We start from the raw sequence: 25,877 nt of genomic DNA, 5'->3' as shown, positions 1-25,877 counted from the left end.
AGAACCTGTCCAAGATTGCTTACAGCTTGAACAGACCATCTTAAGGCAGGGAAAGTTCGGCGGCATACATGCCCGCACGATTGTGGCCTGGCCCTGGAAAATAAGTAACAATGCCGACCAGATCGGCCCTGCAACGGCGGGCCTATGATAGCCAAGATTCGTCCTCAGCTTAAGGCCCATGGCGCAAATGAAACGAACCGCTTTTTTCATCTCTGATGGCACCGGCATCACTGCCGAAACCCTGGGCCAAAGCCTGCTGGCTCAGTTTGAAACCATCGACTTTACCAAACTCACGCGCCCCTACATCGACAGCGTGGAAAAAGCGCGCGCAATGGTACAACAAATCAATAGCGCCGCAGAGAAAGACGGCTCTCGTCCGATCATCTTCGACACCATCGTCAACCAGGACATTCGCGACATCCTGGCAGAGTCCGAAGGGTTCATGATCGATATTTTTGCGAGTTTCCTTGCGCCGCTCGAACAAGAACTGACTTCTCACTCCTCGTATTCGGTCGGCAAATCGCACTCCATCGGCCACAACTCGAATTACATGGAACGCATTGAGGCAGTCAATTTCGCCCTCGACAACGACGACGGTGCGCGCACCCACTATTACGACAAGGCTGACCTAATCCTGGTCGGCGTATCACGCTGCGGCAAAACCCCGACCTGCCTGTATATGGCCATGCAGTACGGCATCCGCGCGGCCAACTACCCACTGACCGAAGACGACATGGAGCGCTTGCAGCTGCCAGCGTCGCTGAAGAAGTACAAAGACAAACTGTTTGGCCTGACCATCGACCCGGACCGCCTTACCGCTATCCGCCACGAACGCAAACCCAACAGCCGCTACGCCAGCTTCGCCCAGTGCGAGTTCGAAGTGCGCGAGGTGGAAAACCTGTTCCGCCGCGAGAGCATCGCCTATATCAACTCCACCCATTTTTCGGTTGAGGAAATCTCCGCGAAAATCCTAGTGGAAAAAGGTGTTGAGCGTCGCCTCAAATAACCCGCATAACCTTCTCATTAATCTACAAAATATCGCCTGGTACGCGAACCCAACCTTCCATCAATATCCGTGCGCTGCGCGACATAATGGCCTTGGTCACCGTCCACTGACCGTCGACCAGAGCCGCCTGCGCACCAACGCGCAAGGTGCCGGATGGATGACCGAAACGCACCGACTCGCATGCACGGCCACCTGCTGCCAGATTGACCAAGGTGCCGGGAATCGCTGCTGCAGTACCGATGGCCACCGCGCAGGTACCCATCATCGCGTGATGCAACTTGCCCATAGACAGCGCACGCACCAGCAGATCGATTTCCGCAGCCCGTACTGTCTTACCGCTGGACGAAACGTAATCCTTGGGTTTGGCAACAAAGGCGATTTTCGGCGTGTGCTGCCGGGTCAGTGCCTCTTCCGCTGTTTTGATAAGGCCCATGCGCAAGGCGCCAGCCACACGGATTTTCTCGAAGCGCGCCAGTTGCTCAGGGTCGCCGTTGATTTGCTCACGCAGCTCAGTGCCGCTGTAGCCGATGTCTTCGGCATTGACGAACACGGTCGGGATACCGGCGGTGATCATGGTCGCCTTGAAAGTGCCGACACCTGGCACGTCCAGGTCGTCGACCAGGTTGCCGGTGGGAAACATCGAGCCACCCTCCTCGCCATCATCGGATGGATCGAGAAACTCCAGCACGATCTCGGCAGCGGGAAAGGTCACGCCGTCCAGCTCGAAATCGCCGGTTTCCTGCACCTGGCCATTGCTGACCGGTACATGGGCGATGATGGTTTTCTGGATATTCGCCTGCCAGATACGCACCACGCACACGCCGTTATCCGGAATACGCGCAGGGTCGACCAGCCCGGCATGGATGGCAAAAGCGCCGGCACCGGTAGACAGGTTGCCGCAGTTGCCGCTCCAGTCGACAAAGGCCTTGTCGATGGAGACCTGGCCATAGAGGTAGTCGACGTCATGCTCCGGCTGGCTGCTTTTCGACAGGATCACGCACTTGGAGGTCGATGAGGTGGCGCCGCCCATGCCGTCAATCTGCGCGGCATACGGATCGGGACTACCGATCACCCGCATAAACAGCGCATCGCGTGCCGCCCCCGGCACCTGGCAGCTTGGTGGCAGGTCCTGCAGGCGGAAGAACACGCCCTTGCTGGTGCCGCCACGCATATAGGTGGCGGGAATTCTAATCTGGGGTAGATGAGCCATGGCTTGATCCTGGCTGAAGAGTGAAATTGCCGTAGGGTGAATCACGCTTCACCGATCCACCACCTGTGCGCGAAAACGGTGGATGGAAAAGCGCCATCCACCCTACGGGATCAGGCGACGGCGCCTTCGAGGAAGTCCTGGGCGAAACGCTGCAGCACGCCACCCGCCTTATACACATGCACCTCGGCCGCAGTGTCCAGGCGACAGGTCACTGGCACTTTGATCACATCACCATTGCGGCGATTGACCACCAGGGTCAGCTCGCAGCGTGGCGACACATCGCCCTGGATGTCGTAAGTTTCAGTGCCGTCGAGGCCGAGGGTCAGGCGGGTAGTACCCGGCTTGAACTCGACCGGCAGCACGCCCATGCCGACCAGGTTGGTCCGGTGAATGCGCTCGAAGCCTTCGGCCACAATCACTTCCACACCGGCCAGGCGCACACCCTTGGCTGCCCAGTCACGGGAGCTGCCCTGGCCGTAGTCGGCACCGGCAACGATGATCAGGTTCTGCTTGCGGGTCATATAGGTTTCGATCGCCTCCCACATGCGCATGACTTTGCCTTCCGGCTCGACGCGTGCCAGCGAACCCTTTTTCACAACGCCATCAACAACGGCCATTTCATTGACCAGTTCTTTGTTGGCGAACGTGGCTCGCTGCGCCGTCAGATGATCGCCGCGGTGGGTGGCGTAGGAGTTGAAGTCCTCCTCCGGCAGGCCCATCTTGTGCAGGTATTCACCAGCGGCCGAGCTCATCTGGATCGCGTTGGACGGCGACAGGTGGTCGGTGGTGATGTTGTCCGGCAGGATCGCCAGCGGCAGCATGCCTTTGAGCGTCCGTTCGCCGGCCAACGCGCCTTCCCAGTATGGCGGACGACGGATATAGGTGGACATCGGGCGCCAGTCGTACAGCGGGCTTTCAGCTTCGACAATGGTGCCCAGATCGAACATCGGGATGTAGATCTGCTTGAACTGCTCCGGCTTCACCGAGGCGGCAACGATAGCGTCGATTTCCTCGTCGCTCGGCCACAGGTCCTTCAGGGTGATCGGGTTGCCCGCTTTATCGGTGCCCAGCACGCCCTGCTCGATATCAAAGCGCACGGTACCGGCGATGGCGTAGGCCACCACCAGGGGCGGCGAGGCCAGGAAGGCCTGCTTAGCGTAGGGGTGGATGCGACCGTCGAAGTTACGGTTACCCGACAGCACGGCGGTGGCGTACAGGTCGCGCTCGATGATTTCCTGCTGGATTACCGGGTCCAGTGCACCGGACATGCCGTTGCAGGTGGTGCAGGCATAGCCGACGATGCCGAAGCCGAGTTTTTCCAGCTCGGTCAGCAGGCCGGCGTCTTCCAGGTACAGCTTGGCGACCTTGGACCCCGGAGCGAAGGACGTCTTGACCCACGGCTTACGCAGCAGGCCCAGCTCGTTGGCCTTTTTCGCCAGCAGGCCAGCTGCAACCACGTTGCGCGGGTTAGAGGTGTTGGTGCAGCTGGTGATGGCAGCGATGATCACCGCACCATCAGGCAGCAGACCTTCGGCTTCCTCGATCTTGGACGCCGCCAGCATGGCATCGCCAGCGATACCGCGCTCTTGCAGTGCCGAAGTCGGCAGGCGTTTGTGCGGGTTGGACGGACCGGCCATGTTGCGCACGACAGTCGACAGATCGAAGCTCAGCACGCGCTCGTACTCGGCGCCGACCAATGCATCGGCCCACAGGCCGGAGGTCTTGGCGTAATTCTCGACCAGCTCGATCTGCTCTGGCTCACGACCGGTGAGTTTGAGGTAATCGATGGTTTGCTGATCGATGTAAAACATCGAGGCAGTGGCGCCGTATTCCGGGCACATGTTGGAGATGGTCGCGCGATCACCGATGGTCAGGCTGTTGGCACCTGCACCAAAGAACTCGACCCAGGCTCCGACTACGCGCTCTTTGCGCAGAAACTCGGTAATGGCCAAGACGATATCGGTGGCGGTAATGCCGGGCTGGCGCTTGCCAGTCAGCTCAACACCGACGATGTCAGGCAGGCGCATCATCGACGGGAGGCCGAGCATCACGGTTTCGGCTTCCAGACCGCCAACGCCAATGGCGATAACACCCAGGGCATCGACGTGCGGGGTGTGCGAGTCGGTGCCCACGCAGGTGTCTGGGAAGGCTACACCGCCGCGCGCCTGAATCACCGGGCTCATTTTCTCCAGGTTGATCTGGTGCATGATGCCGTTACCGGCCGGGATCACGTCGACGTTCTTGAACGCGGTTTTGGTCCACTCGATAAAGTGAAAACGATCCTCATTGCGCCGGTCTTCGATAGCGCGGTTCTTGGCAAAGGAGTCCGGGTCGAAGCCCGCCGCTTCCACAGCCAAGGAGTGGTCGACAATCAGCTGGGTCGGCACCACCGGGTTGACCTTGGACGGATCACCACCTTTCTCGGCGATGGCATCACGCAGGCCGGCCAAGTCGACCAGAGCGGTCTGACCGAGGATGTCGTGGCAGACCACGCGAGCCGGATACCAGGGAAAATCCAGGTCCTGCTTGCGCTCGATCAGCTGCTTGAGCGAATCGGTCAACGCGGCCGGCTCACAGCGCCGCACCAACTGCTCGGCCAGCACACGGGATACGTAGGGTAGCTTGGCATAGGCCCCGGGGGCGATGGCATCCACCGCCTCACGGGTGTCGAAGTAGTCCAGCGCAGTGCCGGGCAGAGGCTTGCGATACTGAGTATTCAGCGGGCTGTTCATGATTATTTGCGATCCTTGAGCGGCACGAACTTAAGATCTTCCGGGCCCACATAGTTGGCGCTGGGGCGGATGATCTTGCCGTCGATGCGTTGCTCGATCACATGGCTGGACCAGCCGGAGGTGCGGGCGATAACGAACAGTGGAGTAAACATGGCCGTCGGCACGCCCATCATGTGGTAGCTGACGGCGCTGAACCAATCGAGGTTGGGGAACATCTTCTTGACTTCCCACATGGTGCTCTCTAGACGCTCAGCAATGTCGTACATCTTCATGTTGCCTTGCTCTACCGACAGCTCGCGGGCCACGTCCTTGATCACCTTGTTACGCGGATCGCTCACGGTGTAGACCGGGTGACCGAAACCGATCACCACTTCCTTCTTCTCCACGCGGGCGCGGATATCGGCCTCAGCCTCATCGGCGTTGTCGTAGCGTTTCTGGATCTCGAAGGCCACTTCATTAGCACCGCCGTGTTTCGGCCCGCGCAACGCGCCGATGCCGCCGGCGATGCAGGAATACATATCCGAACCAGTGCCGGCGATCACCCGTGAAGTGAAGGTGGAGGCGTTGAATTCGTGCTCAGCGTAAAGATTGAGCGAGGTGTGCATGGCGCGCACCCAGGACTCTCGTGGCTTCTCACCGTGCAGCAAATGTAGGAAATGACCGCCGATGGAATCGTCGTCGGTTTCCACATCGATACGCTTGCCGTTGTGGCTGAAGTGATACCAATAGAGCAACGCGGAACCCAGCGAAGCCATCAGCTTGTCAGCGATATCGCGAGCCCCCGGATGGTTGTGATCATCCTTCTCCGGTGACACACAACCGAGCACCGACACCGCGGTGCGCATCACGTCCATCGGGTGCGCCGACGGCGGCAGTTGTTCGAGAGACACCTTGAGCGCTGCCGGAATACCACGTAGCGCTTTAAGCTTAGCCTTGTAGGCAGCCAGCTCAGCAACGTTGGGCAGCTTGCCGTGCACCAGCAGGTGGGCGATTTCTTCGAAGTCGCAGCGATTGGCAAAGTCGAGCACATCATAACCGCGGTAATGCAGGTCGTTGCCAGTGCGGCCGACCGTGCACAGCGCGGTATTACCGGCGGCGGTGCCGCTCAGGGCCACGGATTTTTTCGGTTTGAAGCCTGGGGTGGTTTCTGGGGTCGCACTCATCGCTAATCTCTCCTCATCCGATCCGGTCGGTTGTTCTTTTTAAGCCGGCGGCTACTGCCTGCGTTCCGGTTATTTTTTGGCGGCAAACAGCGCGTCGAGGCTCTGCTCGAAGGCGTGATAATTGATGCGCTCGTACAGCTCCATGCGGGTTTGCATGGTGTCGACCACATTTTTCTGCGTGCCGTCGCGGCGCACGGCCATATAGACGTTCTCGGCCGCCTTGTTCATAGCGCGGAAGGCCGACAGCGGGTACAACACCAGGCCGACATCCACCGCAGCCAGCTCTTCGGTTGTATACAGCGGCGTGGCACCGAATTCGGTGATATTGGCCAAAATCGGTGCTTTCACCCGGTCGGCGAAGGTCTTGTACATGGCCAGTTCGGTGATGGCTTCCGGGAAGATCATGTCGGCACCGGCCTCGATGCAGGCGGCAGCGCGGTCCAGCGCCGAGTTCAAGCCTTCAACCGCCAGAGCATCGGTACGCGCCATGATCACAAAGCTGTCATCGGTGCGGGCATCGACGGCGGCCTTGATACGGTCGACCATTTCCTGCTGGGTGACGATCTCTTTATTAGGACGGTGACCGCAACGCTTGGCACCGACCTGATCTTCGATATGAATCGCCGCCGCGCCGAACTTGATCATCGACTTGACGGTGCGCGCGACGTTGAACGCCGAGCTGCCGAAGCCGGTGTCAACATCCACCAGCAGCGGTAGGTCGCACACATCAGTGATGCGACGCACGTCGGTCAGCACGTCATCCAGACCGGTGATGCCCAGGTCCGGCAGGCCCAGAGAACCTGCGGCCACGCCGCCGCCAGACAGATAGATAGCCTTAAAACCAGCGCGTTTAGCCAGCAATGCATGGTTGGCGTTGATCGCGCCGATCACTTGTAGCGGGTGCTCTTCGGCAACGGCATCGCGGAAACGCTGGCCTGGACTCTTCAAGCTCATGAATCACCTCGGGGTTTGGCTGTCTTGGGATGCGCGCCCTGCCCCATGCTGATGGCGTAGTGGCGCTCGATATTACGTTTGGAGGCACCGATATGCCGGCGCATCAATAGCTCGGCCAGCTCACCGTCACGGTCGGCAATGGCATCGAGAATGCGGTGGTGTTCAGCGAACGCCTGGTGAGGCCGGTTCGGCGTGGCGGAGAACTGCAGGCGATACATGCGCACCAGTTGATACAGCTCGCCGCAGAGCATTTGGGTCAGGGTCTTGTTACCGCTGCCTTGGATGATCCGGTAGTGAAAGTCGAAATCGCCTTCCTGCTGGTAGTAGCCGACCCCGGCTTTAAAGGCAGTGTCCTGCTCATGCAAGTCGAGCACAGCGCGCAGCTCATCGATTTCCGCCTGGGTCATGCGCTCGGCAGCTAGGCGACAAGCCATACCTTCCAGGGACTCACGAATTTCATAGAGTTCGACCAGCTCGGCATGGCTAAGCGAGACCACCCGCGCGCCGATATGCGGCACACGTACCAGCAATCGCTGGCCTTCCAGACGGTGAATCGCCTCACGCAGCGGGCCACGGCTGATGCCGTAGGTGCGCGCCAGCTCAGGCTCAGAAATCTTGCTGCCGGGAGCAATTTCGCCCTTAACGATGGCAGCCTGAATACGCCGAAAAACCTGTTCGGAAAGGGTTTCCGAGTCTTCTTGACTGGACTCTAGCGGCTCAATGACATCAAGCATATTGTCAACACTGCGCGAATTAAGTGCCTGAAAATTACTCCTGCAAGGGTAAAGTGTCAAACAACTCAACAACATTGTTGACAGTGTCCATTACGACTTTAGTCCTCTACAGCCGCGACGTTACTTGCATAAACGCTTATAAGCGCCTGTCCTGACTGAAAAAGCCCATGATAGAATGCGCCCCGTTTAACGCTTGCAGAGGAATTTCCGCCTGCCTGCTAGACTCCAACCCCAGGCCCGCCAATAGCACCACGCGCGACCGACATTAATTTGCTCGCCCCATCGTGAACGCCACGCCCTCAGGACTTATGACATTCAAGCCCCCCATCCTGCTGCTATGCCTGCTACTTGCTCCCAGCCTGAGCCTGGCTGCGGAAAAGACAGTCTATGGGCTTAATGAATACGTCAGATTATTCGACCTTGATCTGAAGCTGGCCGCCAAGCTCGACACAGGTGCCAAAACCGCTTCACTCAGCGCTCGCGACATCAAGCGTTTCAAGCGCGATGGTGAAACCTGGGTGCGCTTCTACCTGGCCATCGACGAAGCCCACAGCAACCCAATTGAGCGCCCTTTAGCACGCATCAGCAAAATCAAACGGCGTGCGGGGGACTATGATCCAGATGAAGAAAAAACCTATACCGCACGCCCCGTGATCGATATGGATGTATGCATGGGCAATGCTTTACGCACTATTGAAGTGAACTTGACCGACCGCAGCGCATTCCAATACCCGCTGTTGATAGGCTCCGAGGCGCTTAAACGCTTTTCAGCCCTAGTCGATCCGAGTCTTAAATACGCAGCAGGCAGACCTGCCTGCGCCCCTGACGCAAACCTTGGCGAGTAACTTCCATGCGCTCTCTTACCCTTCACCTGAAAGTCTTGGTCATAGTCCTAGTGAGTCTGGGCGTTCTGATCACGGCCTATCAGATTTTCATTCTCGGTATTCCGATGACCGAAGACGAGACTGATGATTTATGGAACATCGACGCCAAAGTCGAATTTCAGGCCAGCCCACGCGAGCCGGTCAAGTTGCAGATGTTCGTGCCGCCCCTGGCCCAAGATTACGTCAGCCTGAATGAGAGCTTTATCTCGAATAACTACGGCGTGAGCATCAACCGTGCCGATGGCAACCGCAAAGTCACCTGGTCCGCCCGCCGCGCCAGTGGCAAGCAGACCCTCTACTACCGGCTGGTGCTGACCAAGCGCTACAGCGGTGAACAGGCCAAGGCTAAAGGACCTATCTTCCGCGACAGCATCCCGGTCGAGGGCGCCGAGAAAATTGCCGCCGAAGCACTGCTCGCGCCGATTCGCCAGCACTCGGCGGACGTTGAAACCTTTATCAGCGAAACCATCAAACGCGTGAACAACAGCAATGACGACAACGTCAAACTGCTGCTGGGCGGCGATGCTTCCACCTCGAATAAAGCCAAAGTCATCGAGCTACTGCTATCCATTGCCCATGTGCCAATGGAGCGCGTACACACCATTCGCCTGGCTGCCGATATTCAACAGAACCCTGAACTGTGGCTGCGCAGTTTCAATGGTGAGAAATGGCTGTACTTCAACCCGGAAAGCGGCGAGCAAGGTATGCCAGTTGATCGCCTGGTCTGGTGGACCGGCGATAACAGCCTGATCACACTCGAAGGCGGCAAACAGGCGCAAGTCAGTTTCAGTCTGAACAACAGCGAGATGAACGCCATTCGCCTGGCCAAGCTGACCGACGAAAATACCGACGCCGACTTCCTCGAATACAGCCTGTATGGCCTACCACTGCAGACTCAGCAGACCTTCATGATCATGGTGATGATCCCGATCGGCGTGCTGGTGATTCTGATCCTGCGCAACCTTGGCGGTTTGCAGACACTCGGCACCTTCACCCCGGTACTGATCGCCCTGGCCTTCCGCGAGATGCAACTGGGCTACGGCATTATGTTCTTCACCATCATCACGGCCCTGGGTCTGTCACTGCGCTCCTACCTGGAACACCTGAAGCTGCAGATGCTGCCCCGCCTTTCGGTGGTACTGACCTTCGTCGTGGTATTGATCGCTGCCATCAGCTTGTTTAGCCACAAGCTGGGCCTTGAGCGCGGCCTGTCGGTGGCACTGTTCCCCATGGTGATTCTGACCATGACTATTGAGCGTCTATCGATCACCTGGGAAGAGCGCGGCGGTGGCCATGCCTTCAAAGTAGCTATCGGCACCCTGTTCGCTGCGACACTGGCGCACCTGCTGATGAGCGTGCCGGAGCTGAGCTATTTCATCTTCACCTTCCCGGCCGTATTGATGATTCTGGTAGGTTTTATGCTGGCGATGGGTCGCTACCGCGGCTACCGCCTGACCGAACTGTTCCGCTTCAAAGCCTTCCTCAAGGACTAATGCCATGTTCGGTCTGATCAAGACGTGGAAAGCCCTTGAAGCCAAAGGCATCATGGGCATCAATCGGCGTAACGCGGACTACGTGCTGAAGTACAACAAACGGCACCTGTACCCGATCGTCGATGACAAGATCATCACCAAAGAGCGGGCTATCGAAGCCGGTATTGATGTGCCCGAGATGTACGGCGTGATCGAGACCGAAAAAGGCATCGACAAGCTGCGCGAAATCATTGGTGATCGCCCGGATTTTGTGGTCAAGCCGGCCCAGGGCGCCGGCGGCGATGGCATCTTGGTGATCGCCGACCGCTTCGAAGACAAGTACAAAACGGTCTCGGGCAAAATCATCAGCCACGAGGAGATCGAGCATCAGATATCCAGCATCCTCACCGGCCTTTACTCTCTGGGCGGGCATCGCGACCGCGCGCTGATCGAATACCGCGTCACCCCGGATCAGATCTTTAAAAGCATCAGCTACGAAGGTGTACCGGATATTCGCATCATCGTGCTAATGGGCTACCCAGTAATGGCCATGCTGCGGTTGCCAACCCGTCAGTCCGGTGGCAAAGCCAACCTGCACCAGGGCGCCATCGGTGTCGGCGTGGACCTGGCGAGCGGTGTGACTCTGCGTGGCACCTGGTTGAACAACAAGATCAGCAAGCACCCAGACACCACCAACGCGGTTGACGGCGTACAGTTGCCCAACTGGGACGGCTTCATGAAACTGGCCGCCGGCTGCTATGAGCTATGCGGACTGGGTTATATCGGCGTCGACATGGTGCTGGATCAGGACAAAGGCCCGTTGATTCTCGAACTCAACGCCCGCCCCGGCCTGAATATCCAGATCGCCAACGACTGCGGCCTGACCCACCGCGCCCACGCCGTCGAAGCCCGCATAGCCGAGCTGCAGAAAAAAGGCATCGTCGAAACCGCCGAAGAGCGCGTGCGCTTCTCGCAAGAGCTGTTTGGTCACGTCTCGATTGCGCAGATCTGATTGAGCCGATAAATGAAAAAGCCCGGACGAGTCCGGGTTTTTTATGGCTGTTTGATTTGCTAACGCACAATCGCCAGCTCGAATGCGCCTTCATCGCTGTGTGCATGGGTCTGCATGCCTGCTTCATCGACTGCCAGCGCCTGCAGCGGGCGCTTGAAGGGTTTGTTGTCCAGCGTTTGCAGGCTGCGGTCTTCGTCCGTGGTTAGCAGCAACACATAGTGTTCCCCTGCAGCAGCACGCACAGGGATCGTGCCTTCGATAAATGCGTAGCGGTACCAGGTTTCGGCATGCAGCTGGTACACAGCATCACTGACTAGGCGCGTCGGCTGCTTGGCCTGATCAAGGAACAACAAAGAGGGATAAGCCACCTGCTTGTTGGCGAAGCTGCGAATGCGCAAACCGAAGTCGTACTGCGAGCGCGGCAGTTTTAGGGCGGCGTAATAGCTCTTGCCCATGGGGAAATCCAGGCTGGGGGAAAAGCGATTTAATTCCTCATAACGTGGCTCATCGGCGCTGATGGGGGTGAAATCCTCCTCACTCAATTGTCCACAGCAACGCTCGACCAACGCCTGATAGCGCCCCTTGGCCTTCTCTTCGGTTCCGGCCAGCAAGGCCTGCATCGCGGCGGTCGGCTGACCGTCCAGGCCTGGCAAGGCCTGCGGCTTGGCGTCAAAGGTCACTTCCCTACCCTGGGTCAGCGGCGCATTGTGCAAGGTGGGTGTGGGCGCTTTGGCGCCCTTGGGCGGCACCTTGGAGTTACGCATGCGTCCCTGCTCATCCACCCAGGTAAAGTAGCGGCCATCCTGCTCGTCACGGGCAAAATCGCGCCCTTCCAGTACGTCAGAACTGATATAGGCACTGGAGCGCTCGCCAGTGCCCAACAGAATCTCATTACCGCCGGCCTGCACTTGCTGGCCGGCGTAGAAGCTGTTCTGCAGATTGCCGCTGGCATCCACCCAGGTGAAATAGCGCCGCTTGCTTTCACCACTGCTCTTACTACCAGGCCAGGCCGCTGCCTCACCCTCATTCAACCGCGCCTGATCGCTGCGCTGGATATTGCCGGCAGCAGTGCGTTGATGGGCCATATAACGATTGTCGACAAAGCTGTTGTGCACCCGCCCCTGGTCATCGACCCAGGTCAGGTAGCGGCCGCTGGCACTGGCCTGCGTAGCCGCCAAAAAACCCATCAGCACCAGCACAATGCGCATAACTGAACCCTAGAAAGTGGTGCGGTAGGTCAACGCCAATACATAGGCTTTGACGCTGGTTTTCACATCCAAATCGGCATAGGGGTTGTACACCATGCTGTCGATGGATGAGCAATTGATATTGCAGCTAGAGCGCGCCGGAATGTCCTGCTTGCTGACCAGGTAGTTGAAGCCCAGGTCAATCACTGTGTCCTTATCCCACTGGTAGCCCAGCCCTAGGCCATAGAGCTTGGCGTCACCCAAAGGCGCCAGAACATCCGCCTTGTCGCCAGGGATGGCTGAAGGCCGTGGCTCATAACCCATACGCAGGCTCAGGCGATCATTGACTTGGTATTCGACACCGATGGCCCAGCTCCAGACGGACTCATAGCCGCGGTCAAGAATGATGCTCGTGGACGTGGCATTCTCCGGGGAGAACAGGCTGGCGATGGTCAAGATGTCCAGCTGGCGATCGAACTCCAGCTCGAATTTGTCCCAGGCGGCGTAGTCGGTCCACTTCACATCCAGGTTGATCTGCCAGCGCTCATGCGGCTTGAACTTGATGCCGCTGGCAAAGTGCGCCGGGTAGGTCATGTTCAACGAAACATTGCCCTGTTCCTTATCAAACAAGCCATCGGGAGTCAGGGTATTGAACACCGCACCGATAAACGAGCCGTCCAGGCCCTGCCAGAAACCCTGCCAATTCTCCGAATAGTCCACCACATAGCGCCCTTTCAAACGCATCTTGGCCTCGCTCTGATACACCGCACCGAGGGCAAACCAGTCGTTTGGCTCCCAGAGAAAACCGACGTTCCAAGTGGGTGAAAGGGTCTGCTGCATATCGATGTCGATATTGGCGATGTCGGTAAAGGGCCCCAGTTCCCCGCCACAGATATTCAGGAAAACTTCGAACGGGTTGCCGTCAACGATGCATAGCGCCTCCTGCGCCACCCCGACAAAACCGGTGAGAATGCCCGGCGCACGAAAGTCCTGATTAAGCGCCATGGCCTGATGCGAAAAACCGATAGACAGCCCCACCGACAACTCATCGTTGACTTGATACGCCAGCGAAGGTGAGAAATAAGTCAGCCGCTGAATCACCAACTCCTTACCCTGATAGCGTCCTGGATCGTCATCATCACGGGCAAAGCCAAGCGCTTGGGGCGTGTACATATTGGTGGCGAAGGTCAGTTTTGAACCCGGCGGAGTGATGGACAGCCCGGCCAGTGGCGCAAACAGCATCGGCAACTCGGTTGCGCCCCCAACACCCGGCAGATACATCATCGCCGCACCTGCTCGACTGGACGAATTAGCCACCGAATCGTTATCCAGGCCCAGAAAATTGCCGCCATAACCATCAGGCGCATCAAAGTCAGCGCGAATGTCCATCATCCCGGTAATGAATTTGACCGTTGTTTGCCGGCCCTTGAGTTTGCTCAGGGCTGCCGGGTTGTAATGCACCGCATCGATACCGGTGAAATCGGCGGTTACCGCGTTGCCTAATGCCATGGCCTTGGGGCTGCCAATTGTCAGGTTTTGCGCCAGCTGGGCCTGGGCGAGCCCGCAGCAGAGCGAGGCTGCCCAAAAAATCGCCTGCGTAAGCAGCGAAATTCGCGTGTTCATAGGAAGGTTCGCTCGCGTCTATTGGGCCTTCAGGCCTTTGATATCCAAAGGCATGGAGATGCCCAACAGCACATCTGGCGAATCTTCGGTCATACCGAAACCGGCGTTAACGTTGACGATGCGCTCCGGCGATGTACGCAAGCCCAGCGAGAAATTCATCACCGCACTGGTCTGTCCACGACCCTCAGCCTCGCCATCGGCAAAGGTGAAGGTTGGCTTCAACGAATGCGACATCTGATAAGAAGTCGCCAGCGATACGTCATAGGACAGTGCATAGGCAAAACCCATGCTCAGGGAGAATGACGAACCCGGGTCGACCTCTTCGAGCAAGCGACCGCCGCGCACCTGGCCAATGCCGGTGATGGGCATGTTGTAGGTGTAACCAACGGAGCCGAATAACACGACGGGGTCAATCACGTAGGACATATTCGCGCCAACACCCAAGCTGTAGGTGCCACTGCCCGTAGACAGATCGCTCCCGCTATTGATGTCGTAGGGGCTGTTACCCGTTGGCAAACCAAGGGTCGCATACAGGGTGGTCACCGGCTTGCCACGCAACGAGGTCCAAGGCTGCCAACGCAGGCTGGCGGAGACATCGCCCAGGCTATAGGCATCCAAGTCACGTTCGGTGTCGTACTTGGCGACCATGGGCAGACGCACGCTGAAGGTCAGGTTGTCCCACACGCCGTAGTCGAAGGTGAACGAGTTGGTAAAGGTGTGTTGTGCCTCGCTCTGGCCAATCACACTGAACACATTGTTGCCAGTGCGCACGGTTTCGATCACCGTATCGCGCAACAGCGAATAATCGAAACCATAGGTCAGGGTTCGCTCGCCCTTTTTCAGCAAGGTGTAGCTTTTTTCCGCAGCCTGAAACACTTCCTCCAACGCCTTGGCGCTATCGGCGTCGTCTTCCTGCTTGCTCAATGCTTCACGTGCCTGGTCGACCGAAGCCGGATCGTCAGCAAACACCGCTGAACTGGCAGCCCCTGTCAGCATGGCCAGCCATACATAATGCAAAACTCTCATGGCGCAGCCCCCAAATATTTATTGTTATGCCGGGCGTTTTACTTGCGTCGGATATAGCGAATATCGCCATCGGAACCCAGCTCTGTGGCCTGGTTCTCGGTGAATTTGGTCATCTGTGGAAACTCGCGAAATGCCAGCAAGCTGATGGTGCGGTCATCAATGATGCGCAAATCCTGCTCGCTCAAGGCCAGGGCATTCGGCGGCTCATTGCCGTTGGGGAAAATCACGAACAGCACGTTCTGATCCCAGATTTCCTCGAAACGCGTACGGGTAAAACTGATATTGCCGAGTGCCGGATCCGCCACAAATACGTGATCGTTGTGCACATCGCGCACCACCACAAAGTGTTTAAAACCGGCATATTCGATTGGCACGATGGCCGGGTGCTCAAGCGCGTCGAGATCGGCAAAGGCCGCGCGGAAGCCACCACTTTTGTAACCCAGCGCCGTAACAAACCGCTTCATATCGAGCAGGGAAAAACCGCGCCGCTCAACGATCTTGTCGGCCTCGCCAAACTGCAACAGGCCCTCCATCACCTGGCGCTCCTGCAGGTTACGACCGAGGAAATAGTCCAGCAGAGAGGTCAAGGCAGCCGAACCGCAGCTGTAGTCATAGGCCTGACGAATCACATTGCGAAACTGCAACTGGCTCATTGGCTCTAGCGTCACCGTCTCGCGCAAGGGCCCATTCGGCAACAGATGCTGATTGATATGCACGGTGCCCGGTGCCGGCGGTTTGGTATCCACCGCCTCGGTAAAGCCCCACACGCCGATCAGGCTGCCCAGCAGAATCTCGATCATCAGCCAACCGCACTCCTATCCGGCAAGGGAAGAGCCCTACCCGCCTAAGCCGGTAAGGCTCTTCATTACACGGAACGACTAAGCGAACTTAATGGCCCCAGACTTTTACCGTGGTGCCGGCCATGTTCATGTCGTTAACAGCCAGGGAGCCGATGCTCGCGGCGCTACTGTCACCGATTTTGATGGCACCAACGCTCAGCTGACCGGTGATGGTCGGCAGGCTGATTTGCAGTTGCTGGGTACCGCTGCCGTTGGTGACCACGTCAACCATGACCGGAGCGTTGTCGTCGATGTTGAAGCCAGTGAAGGAGACGGTTTCCATGCGCAGCGAACCGCCGTTAGTGTCGCCGTCCGTGTAGACCAGGCTACCGATGGTGCCGTTGAAGCTACCGGAAATGCTGATGCCATCCTGACCGGTTACGGTTGCCAGAGCAGTGTCATCCATAGCCTTGAGCTCAGCCTGAGCCATGAAAGGAACAGCCAGAACAGCGGTGGCGAGGGCCAATTGCTTGAGGGTTTTCATTGTTATTGTCTCCACAGTTCACTTATGGGTTGTCCCCGGCAGGCTGCTCTGGACTCCTGTCCGTCTCAGCTACAGCGGCGTACGCCGCTCACCAGGTCTGACACTGCTTCCCTATTCGCGCCAGGCTTGGAATCGTGAAGCACCATGCTTCTCGTCCTGACGCTAAAACTACTGGTGCAAGCCCTGGCTGCCAGCCCATCCAAGGGATGGAGCGTCCATCTGGCGCAAATCAGGCAGCAAAACCTCAGGCCTCGCTCAGCAAACCCAGACTCTTACCCTTCAAAACCGCCTGCGTACGGCTGCGTACGCCCAGCTTGGCGAACAGGTTGTGCAGGTGCCATTTGATCGTGGCCTCTGACAAATGCACTGCCTGGGCGATATCGCGGTTCGATAAACCCGCCGCGACAAAGCGCAGAATTTCTCGCTCACGATGACTAACATCTTGATTTTCATCAAAAGTTTCTAGATCGATAGACAACCGACGACATTGTTCGCGCAGTTGCTCGGCCAGCCCCTGCCAGGCACTGGCGCGCTTGGGTTCGGCACTGTGCCAGGCGTCCCAGAGCGGGAGTAGCCAGAGTGCGTCATCGAGAAACATGCGCCGGTAGCCGCTAGCCCAGGCGTCTTCAAGCGTAGTTTTGAGCAATGCAAACGCCTTGTCGCTGTTACCTTTGCGCCAGTACGCCACAGAAAGTAACAAGGAAAGACGCAGGCGCCGATCGCGCTGATGCTCGGCCGTCTGTTTGGCCAGGCAGGCCTCAAGTACCGCTTGCGCCTTGTCGGCACGGCGTTCAGATAAAGCCAGACGTGCTTCAGACAAGACCTGCACGGTTTCCGCATCGGCATAGCGGCCCGACGGCAATACCGCCAGATGGCGCTGCAACTGCAGACAGGTGCGCTCGGCTTCGTTGGGCTTCCTTAGCCAGAGCAGGAACTGCACCTTACAGCTCATGCCCAATGCGTAGACCCGCTCATAGCCTGGGCCATGCAAACCCGCAAGCCATTCATCCAGCTCCGTTAGCGCCGACTCACCCTCTCCGGCAAAGAAGCGCGCCTTGGCCATGACCAGCTTGCCGCGGCTGATCAGCTCAATCGGCGTGGCCACATCGCGCCAGGTGGTCGCCAGCGGCAACTCGGCGAGAATCGCCGCATGGCGATCCTGCTCATACAGCAGGTCGGCATAGGCCAGGGCCAACGGACCACCGACCCGGCTACGGCGGCCGAACACCTGCTCGACCCGAGCCCGCGCAGTTTCCGCCAAAGCGCGGCCACGCTCAGGTTGACCCATCTCCTTGCAGATCAAGGCTTCGATCAGGCTGACCACCGCGTGCAGGTATTCGCTATCGGCCTGCTCCAGGTTGTCGCGCGCCACCGCAATCGACTTGGCCGCATCGCCGAACTCGCCCAGTAGCGCATAGGCCGCGGCCTGAATACAGGACATGCTCGCGCGGAAAATCGGCTGGTTATCCGGCACCAGCGCCAGCCAGTGCCGAGCGACCTTCAAGGCGGCCTCCAGCTTGTCCTGATACAGCAGCACCAGCGCCTTGAGCACTTGCGCCACAGCCAACAGCACCGCCAGGCCGAAGTGCATCGGCTTGCCACGCCCCTGCATCAAGCGCGTGCTGACCTCCTCGATCAGCGCCTCGGCCTCGGCGTATTTCTGCTCGAAGGCCAGCTGCCAGGCGTAGAAAATCTGGAACACCGGGTGCTCGCGAATCACCTCTGACGGTACATCCTTGAGGATCGCCAGAATGCCGTACACCTGATTACCGGCAATCAGCGTCGCACCCTGGCGTTCCAGCAGCTCGGCGGCAAAGGCGTAATCACGGGCGCGCAAGGCGTACTTGACTGATTTATCGGTCAGTTCATGGCTTTCGCACCAACGAGCAGCAGCGTGCAACAGATGGGTCGGGTCACCGGCACGACTCAGGCGGCCCTGCAGGAACTCGGCAAACAGATGGTGATAGCGGAACCATTCACCCTGCTCGTCCAGCGCGATGATAAACAGCTGGGCGGTCTGCAGACGCTTGAGCATCTGCTCGCCATCTGTGCGACCGGTCAGGGCGTTGCACAACTCGGCATTGAACTCGTCGAGCACCGAGGTCTGGTCAAGAAACAGCTGCTGATCCTGCGGCAGATGGTCCAGCACGTCCTCTGCCAGGTAATCGGCAATATTGCGCTCGGTCCCGGACAGCCCAGCGAGAAAGGCGGTGCGCTCGGGGTGCCGCGCCAACGCCAGCGCCACTAGGTGTAAGGCAGTAATCCAACCCTCGGTACGCCGGTGCAGCAAATCCAGCTCGGCACCGCTCAGCTGTAACTGCTTGAGTTCGTGGAAATAGGCTTCGGTCTCACTCCGAGTGAGGCGCAGCTCATCGGCCTTGACCCACAACGCCCAGGGCGAAACGACCGGCTGTTCATCAAGGAACCGCGGGTTGTAGCGGGTGCTGCCAATCATCCGCACATTGCCCGGCACCTGTTTGACGAAGTAGCTGACCAGTGGCCCCAGCTCCGCATGCCGCACCCGGTGAAAGTCATCGAAGATCAGGTATAGGTCGCCCTGGACCCTCTTCAGGTCGCCAATAAACGAATCCAGCAGCAGCTCATTTGGCACGCTCAGGTCATCACGCAACAGGCGTGCGGTGCTCGCGCCAAAGCCCGGCAGCTGCGCTTCAATGGCCGCGATCAGGTAGTGCAGCAGACGTTGCGGCTCACTATCGGCTTCATCGCAGGATAACCAGGCCACCCGCGCACCGGTTTCCAGCAAACGCAGACGAAACTGACTAAGCACCGTGCTCTTGCCGAAACCGGCCGGCGCGCTGAGCAAAATCAGGCGCTGCTCACGGGCATTGAATAAGCGGTCGAGCAAGGCGGAACGAGCCAGCAAAGGACGACCGGCAGACTCAGCAGGAAACAGCTTGGTGCGCAGTAACGGCAATTTGCCCTTGCGGGGCATCGATTGGCTATTCATGGTCTAGAAGACTCAGTTCACGGGCGCGACGGATAGCTTGCGTGCGGTTACGCACCTTGAGCTTTTCGTAAATGTTGTGCAGGTGCCATTTGACCGTACCAAGGGCCAATGACAGTTGCTGGCCGATCTCATCATTCGACATGCCCTGAGCCGCCAGGCAGACCACCTCGCGCTCACGCTCGGTCAACCCTTCCTCAAGTACTTCCAGCGATTGCCGCGCGCTATTGCCCGGCCAGATGGCCAGCAGACCGCGAATAAACCCCTGCAGCGCGGGCTGGCGTTCGGCGGCTTCCAATTGCTGCAACAACAGCCGAATAGCCTCGCCCTCCTCGACGAACAGGCTGCGCACACCCTCGCGCTCGGCGCCGATCAAACATTGCACCAACAGGCTTTGCGCACGCTCCTGGTAGCCCAGACGCTGATAACTCAGCGCGGCCAGCAGGTCGAGGCGCAGGCGCTGCAGGCCATGCCAGTTATCCAGCAGCATGCCGCGCAGTTGGGTGATTTCATGCAGCGCTTCGCTGTAATGGCCGCGTGCCTGCTGCAAGCGAATACGGGTCAGACCACGCACCCATAGCACCGGGTTGAAGCGCATATGCTGGTAGTGCTCGGCCAGCTTGTTCCAATCCACCGTTTTGAGCCTTTGCTCGGCGCGCTTGAGCCGGTCCGCCGCTGGCTCCTGGAGAATCTGTACCACCTCATCGGCCACCGCCTGGGCGTAAAAACGCCAGGACTGGTTGCGTGCAGCGAGGTTCTGCATCAGCACCAGACTGGCGTAAGCATCCTTGGAGTTGTCCTGCATGCGCTGCACATGGGCCATGCACAACATGCCCTGGGCATACAGATCAATCGGATTGATCACATCAACCGTGGCCAGCGCCCAACGCAGGCGTTCCTCAATACCGTCCAGGCGTCCCTGGTTATAGGCAATCAGGGCCTCGGTGATCGTCGGCAGTGCCAAGGCCCGCGACCTGTCGGCAAACCAGGGAATCACCCGCGCACGCAACTGCGCGAACAGCAGCTCGGCCTGACGGATCTGCCCTTGTTCCAGGCACAGCAGCACCTCGACATTGGCCAGCTGCATATCTAGGTAGCGCCCTTCGAGAAAGTGATTACGCTGCTGCGCCAGGGCCAGCAAACGTTTGGCCTGATCGGGCTGGCCGATCATCACATTGGCCAGTGCACCGATAATCAGCATCGCCACTTCAAGAAAGGCGGTGTGCTGACCCAACTGCACTTCAACCCGCCGTGCCAGGGCAATGCAGGTCTGCAAATCATCCTTCTGCAAGGCGATAACTGATTTGATCGCCAAGGTCGCCAGCAGCTTGTCGCTCAACGGCGCCCCAGGCTTGGCCTCCGTCCAACGCTCAAGCAGTTCATCGAGCATGTGATTGGCCTCCACCAAACCCAGCTCAGCCGCACGGGTCCAGACATCGGCGAGTACCAGCACGGGGAAACGCTCGGCAATCTCATCCGGCACATGCTGGCGCCATTTGTAGATCAGGTTGAGCTGGCCGCGGTTGATCAGTTCCAGGCCGCAACCATCGACCAGTGCTGCGAGCATTTCCGGGTCTTCGGCGAGGCAAGCATGCTCAATGGCCAGGTTCTGCATATGGTGATTGGTGAACCACAGGCTGGCGTTGAAATGCAGCTGTTTGAAACGCTCGGGGTCGCGTTCTTTCAGGCGACCGCGCAAGAATTCGGCAAACAGGTTGTGAAAGCGATACCACTGGCGCTCGCGGTCCAGCGGCAAGAGGAACAGCTGCATGGCCTCCAGCTCTTCCAGCAACTGCTGGCCGTCATGCCGCCCGGTCAAGGCATTGGCCAGGTCACCACTGAGCTGCTGAGCCACACCCAGAGCCAGTAATAGCTCCTGCTTATCGGCCGGCAGCTGCTCGAACACACTGCGCAGCAGGTAAGCGCCCACCGCCGCCTGGTCGGTGCCCATATCGGCAATCTGCGCGGCAGCCTGGGGCTGATGGCGTAACCACAGGCTGGCCAGATGCACACCGACCATCCAGCCTTCGGTCTGGCTGTACAACGCGGAAAACGCCACGGCGTCCAGTTGCAGACCGCAACGTTGCAGGTAATCGCGGGTTTCCGCCTTGCTTAGGCGCAATTCCTGCTCACCGATCTCCACCAGCAGATCTTTGGCGCGCAGGGTGGCCAGGTTCAGCGCCGGCTGTGAGCGACTGCCGATAGCCAGGGTAAAACCGTCGGGGGCAAATCTAATCAGGCGATTGAGCGCGCTAAGCAGTTCGGCGTTTTGGATCAAGTGCAGGTCATCGAGCACCAGAAGCAGCGTGGTTTCCAGCTGCGCCAGTTCCACTAACAGGCTTTCCATGACTGCAGAAACCGGCACACGCATGGTGTTCTGCAGGTAAGCCAGAGCTTCTGCGCCAAAACCCGGCAACTGACGGGAAAGCGCCTCGGTCAGTTGCAGCAGAAAACGCGAAGGCTCGTCATCGCCAGGGCCGAGCGATAACCAGGCCACCGCCTGGCCACTCTGTTCACGGGCGTGGGCCAACGCGGCTAACGCACTGGTTTTGCCAAAGCCTGCCGGAGCAGCCAATAGCAGCACGCGCGCATGGGTGTTGGCGCACAAGGCAGCATCAAGCTGCGGCCTAACCAGATATTCCGTAGAAGCCTGAGGCGGCATCAGTTTTGCGCGCAAAAGGCTACCAGCGGCAGGATCCATTACTTCATCCATGGCTTTGATCCCATAGTATTATTGTTTTATGAGACAGATCGAACATCCGGGGACCTTTCCATACTAATGAGCGGCAGCATCCCGAGTAAACCCATGCGCAAGAGCTCTAGGATGAATGTTGGCGACGTTCTACAATCGGCATCCGCGCACCCTCGAAAGTGTCATATGCCTACTTGCCTTGTACAGGCTCTGCCCTACCTTGCAGATCCTTCGCGTTACTTCAGCTGCGTCATGCATGCCCCCGGCGCCGTTCTACTGGATGCCGGGCGGCCAACTGCGCAGCGTGGACGCTATGACCTTATTAGCGCCTGGCCATTGGCAGAGTTGGCGCCGACGCCTGACGAAACGGCCAACGCTTTCCTGCAACGCCTACGCCAGAGCCTTGCAAGCCTAGGCGAGTGCCAACCACCGGCGGATAATCCGCTCCCATTCGTCGGCGGGCTGATTGGCTACTTGAGTTACGACTTCGGCCGCAGACTGGAACAGCTGCCGGCTCAGGCCATCGACGATCTCGATCTGGCCGACGCCCGCTTTGGCATTTACCCCTGGGCGCTGATCAGCGATCACCAGCAGCAACGCAGCCAACTGATATTTCACCCAAGCCTGGACGACGCCGAACGTCAACGCCTGACTGACCTGTTCACTTTGCCGGCTGCCCCCGCGCCGCAACCCTTCAGGCTGCTGACGCATTTTCAAGCCGACATCAGCGAAGCCGAGTATCAGCAGTGCTTTGCGCGCATTCAGGCGTATATCCAGGCCGGTGATTGTTATCAGGTGAATTTTGCTCAGCGCTTTCGCGCGGGCTATCAGGGCTCGCCATGGACTGCTTACCAAGCCTTGCGCGCCGCCTGCCCAACGCCATTTTCGGGTTATCAAACGTTGCCAGGAGGCGGTGCGATCATCAGCCTGTCGCCTGAACGCTTCTTACGCATCAGCGCAGGCCAAGTGGAAACACGACCAATCAAAGGCACTCGCCCACGGCATGCCGACCCTGAGCAAGACCAAGCGCAAGCCGATGCACTGCTAGACAGCCATAAGGATCGCGCGGAAAACCTGATGATTGTCGACCTGCTGCGCAATGATCTAGGCCGTAGCTGCCAAGTCGGCTCGGTGCGAGTGCCGGAACTTTTCGCCCTGGAAAGCTACCCCAACGTGCACCATCTGGTCAGCGTCGTGACCGGCGAGCTAGCAGCGGATAAAGATGCCCTGGACTTAATCGCCGGCAGTTTTCCCGGCGGCTCGATTACTGGCGCGCCAAAGATCCGTGCAATGCAGATCATCGATGAACTGGAGCCCACTCGCCGCGCCCTGTATTGCGGCTCGTTGCTGTACCTGGATGTACGGGGAGAAATGGACAGCTCAATCGCCATCCGCAGCCTGCTGGCCAAGGACGGACAGATCAGCTGCTGGGGCGGCGGTGGCATCGTCGCCGACTCCAACGGCCAGGCCGAATACCAGGAGTCGATTACTAAGGTCAAAGTGCTGCTGGAGACCCTAGAACAGTTCTGCGACTGACCTGGACGGCGAGCACAAAAAACTTCCGGAAGAAGTTTTTGACGTAGCCCAGCGACGGCCCGAAGGGTGGCCGCCATGGATGGCAGGCCACAAAAAAGCCCGCAAATGCGGGCTTTTTCAATAGAGAGCTTGTTATAGACTCAGCTCGCGATTGGACGCCTTGAGGAACTCGCGCTTGAGGTCTTCATAGGTGTGTACTGCAGGGAACTGCGGGAATTCGCGAATCACGTTGTCCGGCGCATGGAACAGAATGCCGGCGTGTGCTTCGCTAAGCATAGTGGTGTCGTTATACGAGTCACCCGCCGCGATCACGCGATAGTAGAGGCTCTTTAAGGCGATGACCGACTGACGTTTGGGGTCCTTCTGGCGCAGCTGATAATCCACTACTCGATCCGTTTCATCGGTAATCAGCTTGTGGCATAGCAGAGTCGGGAAACCCAGCTGACGCATCAGAGGCTGGGAAAACTCGTAGAAGGTGTCCGAGAGAATCACCACCTGAAAGCGCTCACGCAGCCAGTCGACGAATTCCACCGCACCTTCTAGAGGTGTGAGGGTGGCGATCACTTCCTGGATATCGGACAGCTTCAAGCCATGCTCGTCCAAGATGCGCAGGCGCTGCTTCATCAGCACGTCATAGTCCGGAATATCCCGGGTGGTCGCTTTCAGCGATTCGATGCCAGTTTTTTCCGCGAAGGCGATCCAGATTTCCGGGACCAATACGCCTTCCAGGTCGAGACACGCGATTTCCACAGGACACTCCTAGCTTGGATTTATTATTTGAGAGGCGGCACTCTAGCGACTCCCCTCCAGCTCTGCAATGCAGGGGCTTATGCCCAAATAAAGGTCTAACGCCGCACTTGGTTATTTAGTCGCATAACCGGCTTTTGCTACCATCGCCACACAAGACGCCTGACGTCGCCATAACTAGGAATTCAGCCCGATGAGCCACCCCTTCGATGTAGCCGAGCTGGCGGCAGCCTACGCCAACAAATCGCCACAGGACATTCTCAAACTTGCCTTCGAACATTTTGGCGACGATTTGTGGATTTCCTTCAGCGGTGCCGAAGACGTGGTACTGGTGGATATGGCTTGGAAACTCAACAAGAACGTCAAGGTGTTCAGCCTGGACACCGGTCGCCTGCACCCCGAAACCTATCGTTTTATCGACCAGGTGCGCGAGCATTACGGCATTAGCATCGAAGTACTCAGCCCTGACGCCTCTGCACTGCAAGCGATGGTCAAGGAGAAAGGCCTGTTCAGCTTCTACAAGGATGGCCATGGCGAGTGCTGCGGCATCCGCAAGACCGCCCCGCTACGCCGCAAGCTTACTACGGTAAAGGCTTGGGCCACTGGCCAGCGCCGCGACCAAAGCCCGGGCACACGTAGCCAGGTTGCGGTCGTAGAAGTCGACGGTGCCTTTTCTACTGCCGACAACACCCTGTACAAGTTCAACCCGCTGGCGCAGATGAGCAGCGAAGACGTTTGGGCCTATATCCGCATGCTGGAACTGCCCTACAACAGCCTGCATGAACGCGGCTTTATCAGCATCGGTTGCGAGCCCTGCACGCGCCCAGTACTGCCGAATCAGCATGAGCGCGAAGGCCGCTGGTGGTGGGAGGAAGCCACACAGAAAGAGTGCGGCCTGCATGCCGGCAATCTAATCACCAAAATCTGATATCCACGATGTAAGAACAGATATAAAAAAGGCCAGTCATTGACTGGCCTTTTTCTTGTGCGCATCACTCAGCTCTTATCCGCAGGGCGCTGACGGCGCACCATATAACGCTCGACGTAGGAGCACGAAGGAATCACCGTATAGCCCAGCCGCTCGGCATACTGCAGGGCATGCTCGGTCAACTCAGCTGCAATCCCACGCCCACGTAACGAATTGGGCACAAAGGTGCGATAGATATCCAGGGTTTGCTTCCCGAGATCCATATATGCCAGGTACGCCCGATCACCATCCACAGTGGTCTCGAATTGATGGCCTGCCAGGTCATGGTGAATGGACAACGCCTCGCTCATCGCAACTCCTCTATCAACTCATGCAACCCGCCCTTGGCTTTCAGCAACGGGTTACAGGGTCTTGTACCTGTTTAGTTGTAGCCAATTGTCATGAGCTTATCAGGCCAAAACCTGCGAGGCCACGCGAATCAATGGCTTAGATCACAGGCGTAGGCATTTCAACATCCCTGTAACCCGGGCATTGCATTTCTGATCAATGCATTTAGATCCTGCGCTCTTTAATAATTCACGCGAGAGAATTTTTCCTACGCCCCCAAAGTGACAGTACACACTGCGCCAATAGCTGCCAGCCACCCCAGAACTGACTGATTTTCAACCAAAACTGCCCCGTAT

The 25,877-nt window shown here is 58.3% G+C and carries 20 protein-coding genes; 6 read left to right on the top strand and 14 right to left on the bottom strand.

Annotated elements, in window-relative coordinates; all coding sequences use genetic code 11:
- Nucleotides 1-187: 187 nt before the first annotated feature.
- A complete protein-coding gene (ppsR, locus tag AACX99_RS08085; protein ID WP_339410860.1) occupies nucleotides 188-1,006 on the top strand; it encodes a posphoenolpyruvate synthetase regulatory kinase/phosphorylase PpsR in 819 nt (272 codons plus the stop codon).
- A 22-nt stretch (nucleotides 1,007-1,028) separates the two neighbouring features.
- Here the strand turns inward: ppsR and prpF are convergent, their stop codons facing one another.
- The 5 genes from prpF to AACX99_RS08060 form a co-directional block, all read right to left on the bottom strand.
- Entirely contained in the window at nucleotides 1,029-2,216 is a 1,188-nt protein-coding gene (prpF, locus tag AACX99_RS08080) for a 2-methylaconitate cis-trans isomerase PrpF (RefSeq protein ID WP_339410859.1), read from the bottom strand.
- A 110-nt stretch (nucleotides 2,217-2,326) separates the two neighbouring features.
- The gene (gene acnD / locus AACX99_RS08075) at nucleotides 2,327-4,936 is read right to left on the bottom strand and encodes a Fe/S-dependent 2-methylisocitrate dehydratase AcnD (protein ID WP_339411456.1); all 2,610 of its coding nucleotides are present in this window, start codon (nucleotides 4,934-4,936) and stop codon (nucleotides 2,327-2,329) included.
- A 14-nt stretch (nucleotides 4,937-4,950) separates the two neighbouring features.
- Complete coding sequence (gene prpC / locus AACX99_RS08070; RefSeq protein WP_339410857.1) at nucleotides 4,951-6,111, bottom strand: bifunctional 2-methylcitrate synthase/citrate synthase; 1,161 nt, start codon at nucleotides 6,109-6,111, stop codon at nucleotides 4,951-4,953.
- A 69-nt stretch (nucleotides 6,112-6,180) separates the two neighbouring features.
- The gene (gene prpB / locus AACX99_RS08065; RefSeq protein ID WP_339410855.1) at nucleotides 6,181-7,065 is read right to left on the bottom strand and encodes a methylisocitrate lyase; all 885 of its coding nucleotides are present in this window, start codon (nucleotides 7,063-7,065) and stop codon (nucleotides 6,181-6,183) included.
- Entirely contained in the window at nucleotides 7,062-7,799 is a 738-nt protein-coding gene (locus AACX99_RS08060; protein WP_339410853.1) for a GntR family transcriptional regulator, read from the bottom strand. The genes prpB and AACX99_RS08060 overlap by 4 nt, the downstream gene beginning before the upstream one ends.
- Before the next feature lie 308 nt (nucleotides 7,800-8,107).
- Here AACX99_RS08060 and rloA point away from each other — a divergent pair, with 308 nt between their 5' ends.
- From rloA to AACX99_RS08045, 3 genes are read left to right on the top strand one after another with little or no spacing between them, the layout of a single operon-like run.
- Nucleotides 8,108-8,644: a retropepsin-like aspartic peptidase RloA gene (rloA, locus tag AACX99_RS08055; RefSeq protein ID WP_339410852.1), complete on the top strand. Its 537-nt coding sequence runs from the start codon at nucleotides 8,108-8,110 to the stop codon at nucleotides 8,642-8,644.
- A 5-nt stretch (nucleotides 8,645-8,649) separates the two neighbouring features.
- Entirely contained in the window at nucleotides 8,650-10,176 is a 1,527-nt protein-coding gene (rloB, locus tag AACX99_RS08050) for an osmotic stress tolerance membrane protein RloB (protein WP_339410851.1), read from the top strand.
- Between the two features lie 4 nt (nucleotides 10,177-10,180).
- Nucleotides 10,181-11,167 carry an alpha-L-glutamate ligase-like protein gene (locus tag AACX99_RS08045; RefSeq protein ID WP_339410849.1) on the top strand — a complete coding sequence of 329 codons (987 nt, stop codon included), beginning with the start codon at nucleotides 10,181-10,183 and terminating at the stop codon, nucleotides 11,165-11,167.
- Nucleotides 11,168-11,226: 59 nt separating this feature from the next.
- Here AACX99_RS08045 and AACX99_RS08040 read toward each other — a convergent pair whose 3' ends face one another.
- From AACX99_RS08040 to AACX99_RS08010, 7 genes are all read right to left on the bottom strand, one after another.
- Nucleotides 11,227-12,375 (bottom strand): MalM family protein, encoded by a 1,149-nt coding sequence (locus AACX99_RS08040; RefSeq protein ID WP_339410847.1) that lies wholly within the window; start codon nucleotides 12,373-12,375, stop codon nucleotides 11,227-11,229.
- 9 nt (nucleotides 12,376-12,384) lie between these two features.
- The gene (locus AACX99_RS08035) at nucleotides 12,385-13,977 is read right to left on the bottom strand and encodes an outer membrane protein transport protein (protein WP_339410846.1); all 1,593 of its coding nucleotides are present in this window, start codon (nucleotides 13,975-13,977) and stop codon (nucleotides 12,385-12,387) included.
- An 18-nt stretch (nucleotides 13,978-13,995) separates the two neighbouring features.
- Nucleotides 13,996-15,003 (bottom strand): transporter, encoded by a 1,008-nt coding sequence (locus AACX99_RS08030; RefSeq protein WP_445261844.1) that lies wholly within the window; start codon nucleotides 15,001-15,003, stop codon nucleotides 13,996-13,998.
- Between the two features lie 38 nt (nucleotides 15,004-15,041).
- Nucleotides 15,042-15,803, bottom strand: coding sequence for a C39 family peptidase (locus AACX99_RS08025; RefSeq protein WP_339410845.1), 762 nt, complete (start codon nucleotides 15,801-15,803; stop codon nucleotides 15,042-15,044).
- Between the two features lie 88 nt (nucleotides 15,804-15,891).
- Nucleotides 15,892-16,326: a DUF6160 family protein gene (locus AACX99_RS08020; protein WP_339410844.1), complete on the bottom strand. Its 435-nt coding sequence runs from the start codon at nucleotides 16,324-16,326 to the stop codon at nucleotides 15,892-15,894.
- 244 nt (nucleotides 16,327-16,570) lie between these two features.
- Nucleotides 16,571-19,294 carry a helix-turn-helix transcriptional regulator gene (locus tag AACX99_RS08015; RefSeq protein ID WP_339410842.1) on the bottom strand — a complete coding sequence of 908 codons (2,724 nt, stop codon included), beginning with the start codon at nucleotides 19,292-19,294 and terminating at the stop codon, nucleotides 16,571-16,573.
- The gene (locus AACX99_RS08010) at nucleotides 19,287-22,004 is read right to left on the bottom strand and encodes a LuxR C-terminal-related transcriptional regulator (RefSeq protein WP_339410840.1); all 2,718 of its coding nucleotides are present in this window, start codon (nucleotides 22,002-22,004) and stop codon (nucleotides 19,287-19,289) included. Before AACX99_RS08010 ends, AACX99_RS08015 begins: the two co-directional genes overlap by 8 nt.
- Before the next feature lie 165 nt (nucleotides 22,005-22,169).
- Between AACX99_RS08010 and pabB the strand changes: the two genes are divergently transcribed.
- Complete coding sequence (gene pabB, locus AACX99_RS08005) at nucleotides 22,170-23,519, top strand: aminodeoxychorismate synthase component I (protein WP_339410839.1); 1,350 nt, start codon at nucleotides 22,170-22,172, stop codon at nucleotides 23,517-23,519.
- Nucleotides 23,520-23,651: 132 nt separating this feature from the next.
- Here the strand turns inward: pabB and thrH are convergent, their stop codons facing one another.
- Nucleotides 23,652-24,269: a bifunctional phosphoserine phosphatase/homoserine phosphotransferase ThrH gene (gene thrH, locus AACX99_RS08000; RefSeq protein WP_339410838.1), complete on the bottom strand. Its 618-nt coding sequence runs from the start codon at nucleotides 24,267-24,269 to the stop codon at nucleotides 23,652-23,654.
- Between the two features lie 190 nt (nucleotides 24,270-24,459).
- On the opposite strand from thrH, the gene AACX99_RS07995 reads away from it, so the two are divergent.
- Nucleotides 24,460-25,194, top strand: a complete 735-nt coding sequence (locus AACX99_RS07995) for a phosphoadenylyl-sulfate reductase (RefSeq protein WP_339410837.1) — start codon at nucleotides 24,460-24,462, stop codon at nucleotides 25,192-25,194.
- Between the two features lie 68 nt (nucleotides 25,195-25,262).
- Here AACX99_RS07995 and AACX99_RS07990 read toward each other — a convergent pair whose 3' ends face one another.
- Complete coding sequence (locus tag AACX99_RS07990; protein ID WP_339410836.1) at nucleotides 25,263-25,544, bottom strand: GNAT family N-acetyltransferase; 282 nt, start codon at nucleotides 25,542-25,544, stop codon at nucleotides 25,263-25,265.
- Nucleotides 25,545-25,877: the final 333 nt, after the last annotated feature.

The sequence above is a fragment of the Pseudomonas sp. EA_35y_Pfl2_R5 genome (assembly GCF_963970805.1).
Lineage (GTDB): Bacteria > Pseudomonadota > Gammaproteobacteria > Pseudomonadales > Pseudomonadaceae > Aquipseudomonas.
Note: the sequence above shows the minus strand (reverse complement) of the source record. Positions and strands in the feature narration are given on the sequence as shown.

Bases quoted from the DNA above. Each gene is read 5' to 3' on its own strand.
- AACX99_RS08020 (WP_339410844.1), bottom strand. From the start codon at position 16,326: ATGAAAACCCTCAAGCAATTGGCCCTCGCCACCGCTGTTCTGGCTGTT.
- AACX99_RS08010 (WP_339410840.1), bottom strand. From the start codon at position 22,004: ATGGATGAAGTAATGGATCCTGCCGCTGGTAGCCTTTTGCGCGCAAAA.
- AACX99_RS07995 (WP_339410837.1), top strand. From the start codon at position 24,460: ATGAGCCACCCCTTCGATGTAGCCGAGCTGGCGGCAGCCTACGCCAAC.
- AACX99_RS08015 (WP_339410842.1), bottom strand. From the start codon at position 19,294: ATGAATAGCCAATCGATGCCCCGCAAGGGCAAATTGCCGTTACTGCGC.
- AACX99_RS08025 (WP_339410845.1), bottom strand. From the start codon at position 15,803: ATGATCGAGATTCTGCTGGGCAGCCTGATCGGCGTGTGGGGCTTTACC.
- AACX99_RS08030 (WP_445261844.1), bottom strand. From the start codon at position 15,003: ATGAGAGTTTTGCATTATGTATGGCTGGCCATGCTGACAGGGGCTGCC.
- AACX99_RS08040 (WP_339410847.1), bottom strand. From the start codon at position 12,375: ATGCGCATTGTGCTGGTGCTGATGGGTTTTTTGGCGGCTACGCAGGCC.
- AACX99_RS08045 (WP_339410849.1), top strand. From the start codon at position 10,181: ATGTTCGGTCTGATCAAGACGTGGAAAGCCCTTGAAGCCAAAGGCATC.
- prpC (WP_339410857.1), bottom strand. From the start codon at position 6,111: ATGAGTGCGACCCCAGAAACCACCCCAGGCTTCAAACCGAAAAAATCC.
- AACX99_RS08060 (WP_339410853.1), bottom strand. From the start codon at position 7,799: ATGCTTGATGTCATTGAGCCGCTAGAGTCCAGTCAAGAAGACTCGGAA.
- rloA (WP_339410852.1), top strand. From the start codon at position 8,108: ATGACATTCAAGCCCCCCATCCTGCTGCTATGCCTGCTACTTGCTCCC.
- rloB (WP_339410851.1), top strand. From the start codon at position 8,650: ATGCGCTCTCTTACCCTTCACCTGAAAGTCTTGGTCATAGTCCTAGTG.
- pabB (WP_339410839.1), top strand. From the start codon at position 22,170: ATGCCTACTTGCCTTGTACAGGCTCTGCCCTACCTTGCAGATCCTTCG.
- AACX99_RS07990 (WP_339410836.1), bottom strand. From the start codon at position 25,544: ATGAGCGAGGCGTTGTCCATTCACCATGACCTGGCAGGCCATCAATTC.
- AACX99_RS08035 (WP_339410846.1), bottom strand. From the start codon at position 13,977: ATGAACACGCGAATTTCGCTGCTTACGCAGGCGATTTTTTGGGCAGCC.
- prpF (WP_339410859.1), bottom strand. From the start codon at position 2,216: ATGGCTCATCTACCCCAGATTAGAATTCCCGCCACCTATATGCGTGGC.
- ppsR (WP_339410860.1), top strand. From the start codon at position 188: ATGAAACGAACCGCTTTTTTCATCTCTGATGGCACCGGCATCACTGCC.
- prpB (WP_339410855.1), bottom strand. From the start codon at position 7,065: ATGAGCTTGAAGAGTCCAGGCCAGCGTTTCCGCGATGCCGTTGCCGAA.